The sequence below is a fragment of the Pseudonocardia kongjuensis genome, from assembly GCF_039526905.1.
Taxonomy (GTDB): Bacteria; Actinomycetota; Actinomycetes; order Mycobacteriales; family Pseudonocardiaceae; genus Pseudonocardia; species Pseudonocardia kongjuensis.
Map to the genome: position 1 here is coordinate 103151 of NZ_BAAAJK010000007.1, position 7856 is coordinate 111006.

Annotated in this window: 7 protein-coding genes; 2 read left to right on the top strand and 5 right to left on the bottom strand. The window is 72.5% G+C overall.

All coding sequences use genetic code 11. The features are described from left to right. Positions 1–39: 39 nt before the first annotated feature. From ABD160_RS10765 to thiD, 4 genes are all read right to left on the bottom strand, one after another. A complete protein-coding gene (locus ABD160_RS10765; RefSeq protein ID WP_344021065.1) occupies positions 40–864 on the bottom strand; it encodes an FAD binding domain-containing protein in 825 nt (274 codons plus the stop codon). Next, positions 861–1409 carry a (2Fe-2S)-binding protein gene (locus tag ABD160_RS10770; RefSeq protein ID WP_344021067.1) on the bottom strand — a complete coding sequence of 183 codons (549 nt, stop codon included), beginning with the start codon at positions 1407–1409 and terminating at the stop codon, positions 861–863. Before ABD160_RS10770 ends, ABD160_RS10765 begins: the two co-directional genes overlap by 4 nt. After that, positions 1406–3664: a xanthine dehydrogenase family protein molybdopterin-binding subunit gene (locus ABD160_RS10775; protein ID WP_344021070.1), complete on the bottom strand. Its 2259-nt coding sequence runs from the start codon at positions 3662–3664 to the stop codon at positions 1406–1408. Before ABD160_RS10775 ends, ABD160_RS10770 begins: the two co-directional genes overlap by 4 nt. Positions 3665–3818: 154 nt before the next feature. Beyond that, positions 3819–4676: a bifunctional hydroxymethylpyrimidine kinase/phosphomethylpyrimidine kinase gene (gene thiD, locus ABD160_RS10780; RefSeq protein WP_344021072.1), complete on the bottom strand. Its 858-nt coding sequence runs from the start codon at positions 4674–4676 to the stop codon at positions 3819–3821. A 191-nt stretch (positions 4677–4867) separates the two neighbouring features. On the opposite strand from thiD, the gene ABD160_RS10785 reads away from it, so the two are divergent. Continuing rightward, positions 4868–5500 (top strand): Uma2 family endonuclease, encoded by a 633-nt coding sequence (locus ABD160_RS10785; protein WP_344021074.1) that lies wholly within the window; start codon positions 4868–4870, stop codon positions 5498–5500. 53 nt (positions 5501–5553) lie between these two features. Here ABD160_RS10785 and thiC read toward each other — a convergent pair whose 3' ends face one another. Continuing rightward, positions 5554–7191, bottom strand: a complete 1638-nt coding sequence (gene thiC / locus ABD160_RS10790) for a phosphomethylpyrimidine synthase ThiC (protein ID WP_344021076.1) — start codon at positions 7189–7191, stop codon at positions 5554–5556. A gap of 207 nt (positions 7192–7398) precedes the next feature. Here thiC and ABD160_RS10795 point away from each other — a divergent pair, with 207 nt between their 5' ends. Next, the gene (locus tag ABD160_RS10795) at positions 7399–7833 is read left to right on the top strand and encodes a nitroreductase family deazaflavin-dependent oxidoreductase (RefSeq protein ID WP_344021078.1); all 435 of its coding nucleotides are present in this window, start codon (positions 7399–7401) and stop codon (positions 7831–7833) included. The last annotated feature ends 23 nt before the right edge of the window (positions 7834–7856 follow it).

Here is a 7856-nt window from a genome sequence, read left to right on the forward strand (position 1 = left end):
CCCGTCCGGGCGGCCCGGGGGCCACCCGCTGTGCGTGCGTCAGCGCCCGCCGCGGGACGTCTCCAGCGCCCGCCGGGTGAGCACCTGCACCAGGTGCGTCCGGTAGGCGGGGGTGCCGTGCGTGTCGGACGGCGGCTCGGTGCCCTCGGCGGCCAGCGCGGCCGCCTCGGCGATCGAGCGCCCCTCCGCGAGCGCCTGCTCGGTCGCGGTGGCCCGCAGCGCCGTCGACCCCATGTTGACCAGGCCGATCCGGTCGTCCGACACCGCGACGGCGACGATCGCCCAGTCGTTGCTGCGCCGGGTGAACTTCTCGTAGGCCCACCCCTTGTCCCCGCTGCGCGGGAACCGGACCTCGACGATCAGCTCGTCCGGCTCGCGGACGGTCGAGAAAACGCCGGTGTAGAACTCGCCGATCGGCACGGTCCGCTTGCCGCGCGGGCCCTGCAGCACGATGGTGGCGTCCAGCGCGAGCGCCGCGGCGGGCAGGTCGGCCGCCGGGTCGGCGTGCGCCAGGGTGCCGCCGAGGGTGCCGCGGGCCCGGATCTGCGGGTCGCCGACGGTGCGGGCGACCGCGGGGAGCAGCGGGACCTCGGCCGCGAGCAGCTCGGAGTCCACCACGTCCCGGTGCTTGGTACCGGCACCGACGGCGACCTCGCCGGCCGCCTCGTCCAGCGTGATGTAGGACAGCTCGGACAGCCGGCCGATGTCGATCAGGAACTCGGGCGCGCCGAGGCGCACCTTCATCACCGGGATCAGCGAGTGGCCGCCGGCCAGGACGCTGGCGTCCTCGCCCTTCTCGGCGAGCAGCGCGATGGCATCGTCGAGGGTGTCCGGGCGGGCGTAGTCGAAGGCGAGGGGAATCATGCGCCCGCCTCCCCGCGGGAGAAGCCCGGTGCGGTGCGCAGCGCGTCGGACTCCGCCTCGGCCTTCTGCTCGGCGTCCGGGTCCTTGCCGGCGGCGACGAGCACCGCGCGGACGATGTTGTGGTAGCCGGTGCAGCGGCAGAGGTTGCCCTCCAGCCCCTCCCGGACCTTGCGCTCGTCCAGGTCGCTGTCGTGGCTGATCAGCGACACCGCGGACATCACCATGCCCGGGGTGCAGAAGCCGCACTGCAGGCCGTGCTCGGCGTGGAACGCCTTGGTGACCGGGTGCTCCGGCCGGCCGTCGCCGGCGCCGTCGAGCCCCTCCATGGTGGTGACCGACTGCTGGTCGGCCTGCACCGACAGCACGGTGCACGACTTCACGGCCTCGCCGTCGAGCAGCACCGTGCAGGCGCCGCAGGAGGTGGTGTCGCAGCCGATGTTGGTGGCCTTCAGCCCCACGGTGTCGCGCACGTAGTGCGCGAGCAGCTGCCGGGGCTCCACGTCGGCGCTGGTGCGCTCGCCGTTGACGGTGATCTCGACCTTCACTTGGAGGCCTCCTGAATGGCTTCCCAGACCCGCAGCGGGGTCAGGGGCATGTCGATGTGCGTGACGCCCAGGTGCGACAGGGCGTCGATGACGGCGCTCTGCGTCGCCGGGGTGGACCCGATCGTCCCGGCCTCGCCGATGCCCTTGTAGCCCATCGGGTTGACCGGGGTCGGGGTGGTCATCTCGACCAGGTCGAAGCTCGGGAGCTCGGCCGCCGAGGGGATGCCGTAGTCGGCGAAGGTGCCGGTGAGCGGCTGGCCCTCCTCGTCGTACATCACCTCCTCGAGCAGCGCCTGCGCGATGCCCTGGGCGATGCCGCCGTGCCGCTGCCCGTCGCAGAGCAGCGGGTTCAGGATCGGGCCGGCGTCGTCGACCGCGACGATCCGCTCGACGGTGACCTTGCCGGACTCGGTGTCCACCTCGACCACGCAGACGTGCGCGCCGAACGGGAAGGTCGGCTTCTGGCCGTCCCAGGTGGTGTCGACCTTCAGCTCCTCGCGCGACGCCAGCTCGGCCAGCGTCACCGACTTCCCGGGCACGCCCGCGACGGTGATCGCGGCGTTCGCCGGGTCGAGCTCCAGGTCGTCCACACTGGCCTCGAGCAGCTCGGCGGCGCGCTGCTTGGCGAGATCGACCAGCTCACCGGACGCCTGGTGCACCGCGACGCCGCCGGTCTGCAGCGAGCGCGACCCCATCGTGCCGCCGCCGCGCGGCACCAGGTCGGTGTCGCCGTGCTTGACGGTGATCTTGTCGATCGCGATCCCGAGCTGCTCGGACGCGAGCATCGCCCACGCCGTCGCGTGCCCCTGGCCGTGCGGGGAGGTGCCGGTGAGCACGGTGACCGTGCCGTCGGGGTGCACCTGCACCGAGGCGTCCTCGGCGTAGGCGCCACCGCCGGTGATCTCCACGTAGGACGACACGCCGATGCCGAGCTGCCGGACGTCGCCGCGCTCGCGGCGCGCCTTCTGCTCCGCGCGCAGCCGCTCGTAGCCGGACTCGGCCAGCGCCAGGTCGAGCGCCTTGGCGTACTCGCCGGAGTCGTACTCGACGCCGCCCTTGGTCTGGAACGGGAACTTCTCCGGGGCGACGACGTTGAGCCGGCGCACCTGCGCCGGGTCCATCCCGATCTCGGCGGCGAACAGGTCCATCGCGCGCTCGATCGCGGCGGTGGCCTCCGGTCGGCCGGCGCCGCGGTAGGCGGCGATCGAGGTGGTGTTGGTGACGACGGCGCGGGCCCGCGAGTCGACGTTGGCGATGTCGTAGGTGCCCGGCGCCATCATCCGGGTGAACATCGGCAGGAACGTGCCGAGCCGCGGGTAGGCGCCCAGGTCCTGCACGACGTCGAGCCGGTAGTGGGTCACCCGGCCGTCGCGGCTGCCGCCGATCGTCACGGTCTGGCGCTGGGCGCGGCCCTGCACCATCCCGGTCATGTTCTCCGAGCGGGACTCGTTCCAGCGCACCGGACGGCCCTGCTGCCGGGCGAGCCAGGCGACCAGCGCGAACTCCGGGTCGGAGCCGATCTTCGCGCCGAATCCGCCGCCGACGTCCGGCAGGATCACCCGGACCTTGTCCTTGTCCAGGCCCAGCCAGCCGGCGACCTCGTCGCGGCCGCCCTGGGCGTTCTGGTTGGACATGTAGACGGTGAGGTGGTCGCCCTCCCAGAACGCGCTCGCGGCCCGGGTCTCCAGCGGCGCGGCGGCCAGGCGCTGGTTCACCAGGTCCCGGGTCACCACGACCTCGCAGCCGGCGAAGAAGTCCGCGTCGGGCTCGGAGTCGTGCCCGTAGGCGGCGGCGGTGTTGGTGCCGGCCTCCGGGAAGAGCAGGGTCTCGTCGTTCGCGGCGGCCAGCGGGTCGATCACCACCGGCAGCGGCTCGTACTCGACGTCGACCAGCTCGGCGGCGTCCTCGCCCTGGTAGAACTCCTCGGTCAGCACGGCGGCGACCGGCTCGCCGACGAAGCGGACCCGGTCGGTCGCCAGGAACGGCCGGGTCATCGCCTTGTTGGCGCCCGGGAAGAGCAGCGCCGGCGCGATGTCGAGATCGGCCCCGGTGACCACGGCGACCACGCCGGGCGAGTCGAGGGCGGCCGAGGTGTCGATCGAGGTGATCGTCGCGTGGGCCAGCGGCGAGCGGACGAGCGTCAGGTGCAACGCCCCGGTCAGCCGTTCGTCGGTCAGGTCGTCGGTGTAGGTCGCGCCGCGCGTGAGGAAGACCGGATCCTCGGTGCGGACGACGCGGGTGCCCAAGATGCTCATCGTCGCCGAGCGTATAGCCGTCCCGGGCCGTATGCGACGCGCGAAACAGGAAGATCGTGCAGGTCAGGGCACCCTTACTCGGGGCGGGATCCGCATCTGCGGCCCCGATCCCCCGCACAGTCCGACCATCAGGAAACCTGCGAACGACCGCGCGTCAGCGGCCCGGTTCCTCCCACCACGGCCGGATCGCCCAGAGCGGCGAGACCGGACCGTGCCCGGCGCCCAGCGGGTAGGAGTGCCGGACGGCCTCCACGATGTACCGCTTCCCGAACCGCACCGCGTCCTCCAGGCCGAGCCCGCGGGCCAGCCCGGAGGCGATCGACGCGGCCAGCGAGTCGCCGCCGCCGTGCGTGTTGCCGGTGTCGAAGCGCGGCCCGGGCAGCTCGACGAAGGTGTCGCCGTCGAACAGCAGGTCCAGGCAGCCGTCGGTGTCCTCGGTCAGGTGCCCGCCCTTGACCAGGACGGCGCCGGGCCCGAGCGCGTGCAGCGCCTTCGCGGCGGCGTACTGGCCGTCCCGGTCGTGCACGTCGTGCTCGACGAGCAGCCGGATCTCGTCCAGGTTCGGGGTGACCAGGGTGGCCCGCGGGAACAGGGTGTGCCGGTAGGCGTCCAGCGCCTCGGTGGCCAGCAGCGGATCGCCGTGCATCGACGCCGCGACCGGGTCGACGACCAGCGGTGTGGCCCGGTCCCGGCCGATCCCGTTGTCGTCGCAGGCCGCGGCGACGGCCTCGATGATCCCGGCGGTCGCGAGCATCCCGGTCTTCGCGGCCTGCAGCCCGATGTCCCCGGCGACGCTCGCGATCTGCCCGGTGATCGTCTCGACCGGGATCGTGTGCACGCCGGTGACGCCGACCGTGTTCTGCACGGTCACCGCGCACACCGCGACGCAGCCGTGCACCCCGCAGGCGGCGAACGCACGCAGGTCGGCCGGGATGCCTGCGCCGCCGCCGGAGTCGGTGCCGGCGATCGTCAGCACCCGCGGCGGGGTCGTACCGACGGTGGGTTCGGCCATGGTCGAGTCCTCACTCCCTGGCCGGCATTACCCGGCCGGTCCGCGGTCGGCGGCAACTCCCCGCCCTCTCAGCCCGCTCGTCCGCGAGCTCCCGCACCTGCGCACCCGACCGTAACCCGGACCCGGGACGCGCGGTCGCGGCGGCCGGGGATGTCGGTGCCGCGTGGGACACTCCGCGTCGAGGAGGCCAGATGAGTGCACAACCCTCTGATCCAGCGCCCGGCCCGGGGTCCGTCGCGGCGCCCGGCTGGCGCAGGCCGGTGCCGCCGCCGCATCCGCTCACCGTCGCCGACTACCTGGCGATCGGCGAGGTCGAACCCGGCTACACCGAACTCGTCGAGGGGCAGATCCTCATGTCACCGGGCTCGTCCCCCGACCACAACCATGCCGCCATGGAACTCGCCTTCCAGCTGCGCGGCTGCATCCCCGCCGACCTCGAGGTCCTCGCCGAGGTCGATGTGGACCTCCAGCTCGCGCCGCCGGACGCTCCCGGATCGGTCCGGCGCCCGGACCTGGTCGTCGTCGACCGGGAGGCGCGGCGCCGGGTCCGCCGCGAGGGCGGCGTCATCCGGGCCTCCGAGGTGACGCTGGCGGTGGAGATCCTCTCCCCCGGGTCCCGCCGGACCGACCACGTGACCAAGCGCGGCGAGTACGCCGACGCCGGGATCGGCCACTACTGGATCATCGACCTGGGCGAGCCGGTGTCGCTGCTCGCCTGCCACCTGGCCGGCGAGTTCGGCTACGCCGACGGCGGCGTGGTCACCGGCCGGCACACCGCCGACCGGCCGTTCGCGGCCGAGATCGATCTCGACGCGCTCGGCTGAGCACGGTGCGGGACGACCCCCCGACGGGCCGTCCCGCACCTGCCCCGGCCGGGTCAGTCCCCGGCCGGCGCGATCGGCAGGTGGACCCGGCCGCCCGCGTCGCGGAACTCGGCGGACTTCTCGTCCATCCCGGCCTCGATCGCCTCGACGCTGGTCAGCCCGTGCGCCTCGGCGTAGTCCCGGACGTCCTGGGTGATCTTCATCGAGCAGAACTTCGGCCCGCACATCGAGCAGAAGTGCGCGGACTTCGCGGGCTCCGCCGGCAGCGTCTCGTCGTGGTAGGACTGCGCCGTGTCCGGGTCCAGGGACAGCGCGAACTGGTCCCGCCAGCGGAACTCGAAGCGGGCCTGGGACAGGGCGTCGTCACGGGCCTGTGCGTGCGGGTGCCCCTTCGCCAGGTCGGCCGCGTGCGCGGCGATCTTGTAGGTGATCACGCCGATCTTCACGTCGTCCCGGTTCGGCAGGCCCAGGTGCTCCTTCGGGGTGACGTAGCAGAGCATCGCGGTGCCGGCCTCGGCGATCCGGGCGGCGCCGATCGCCGAGGTGATGTGGTCGTAGCCGGGCGCGATGTCGGTGGCGAGCGGGCCGAGGGTGTAGAACGGCGCCTCGTCGCACCACTCCTCCTCCAGCCGCACGTTCTCCACGATCTTGTCCATCGGGACGTGGCCGGGGCCCTCGATCATCACCTGCACGTCGTGCGCGCGGGCGATCCGGGTCAGCTCGCCGAGCGTGGCCAGCTCGGCCAGCTGTGCCTCGTCGTTCGCGTCGGCGATCGATCCGGGACGCAGCCCGTCGCCGAGCGAGAAGGTGACGTCGTAGCGGCGGAGGATCTCGCACAGGTCGGCGAACCGGGTGTACAGGAACGACTCGCGATGGTGCGCCAGGCACCAGGCGGCCATGATCGACCCACCGCGGGAGACGATCCCGGTGACCCGCTTCGCGGTCAGCGGCACGTACCGCAGCAGCACCCCGGCGTGCACCGTCATGTAGTCGACACCCTGCTCGCACTGCTCGATCACGGTGTCCCGGTACACCTCCCAGGACAGCTTCGCCGGATCGCCCTGCACCTTCTCCAGCGCCTGGTAGATCGGCACGGTGCCGATCGGGGCCGGCGAGTTGCGCAGCAGCCACTCGCGGGTCCGGTGGATGTCGGAACCGGTGGACAGGTCCATCACGGTGTCGGCACCCCAGCGGGTCGCCCACACCATCTTGTCCACCTCCTCGGGGATCGAGGAGGTCACCGCGGAGTTCCCGATGTTCGCGTTGACCTTGGTGAGGAACCGCTTGCCGATGATCATCGGCTCCGATTCGGGATGGTTGACGTTCGCCGGGATCACCGCGCGGCCGCGGGCGACCTCGGAACGCACCAGCTCGGCGTCGCACCGTTCGCGGATCGCGATGAACCGCATCTCGGTGGTGATCACCCCGGCCCTGGCGTACGACAGCTGGGTCCCCGGCTCCCTCGAGGAGATCCACGGAGCGCGCAGCGCGGGCAGGCCCGCCCGCACGTCGATCTCCGCATCGGCATCGGTGTAGGGGCCGGAGGTGTCGTAGACGTCGTGGTGCTCGCCGTTCGAGAGGCCGATCCGGCGGACCGGGACCCGGATCCCGTCCGGACCGTCCACGTAGGACTTAGTGGATCCGGCGATCGGCCCGGTGGTGACCTGCGGGCGCACGTGAGCGGTCGTCATGACGACAGTCCTCCCTGGCCGGCATTACCCGGCCGGTTCTGCGGTCGGCGACCGATCGGTCCGCCCTCTCAGCCCCGCGCGCCGGAGCTCCCGCGTGTTCAGATGTGCCCCGACCGTAGGCACCGTCCGGCGCGACACGCCAGCCCCCCGGCGCTTCTCACCCGGATGCCGGGAATGATCTTCGCCGGTTCGTGGTTCTCCACCGGCATGACACAGAGAGCCGAACTGAGCCCGACCGACTGGGTGCGCGGGCAGACCGAGCAGATCCTGGAGAGCGGGACGACCGAGGGCGTGACCGTGCTGGACCGTCCGGTCGTGCTGGTGACGACGACCGGCGCGAAGTCCGGCACGAAGCGCTACGTACCGGTCATGCGGGTCGAGCACGACGGCGCCTACGCGATGATCGCGTCCAAGGGCGGCGCGCCGGAGCACCCCGCCTGGTACCACAACGTGAAGGCACATCCCGAGGTCGAGCTGCAGGACGGCACCGCGACCGGGGTGTACGTCGCCCGGGAGCTGCCCGAGGGCCCCGAGCGGCAGGCCTGGTGGGACCGCTCGGTCGAGGCGTACCCGCCCTACACCGAATACCAGGAGAAGACGTCCCGGCTGATCCCGGTGCTCGTGCTGGAGCCGAAGGGCTGAGCACCGCCGGTCGCGCGCCCGCC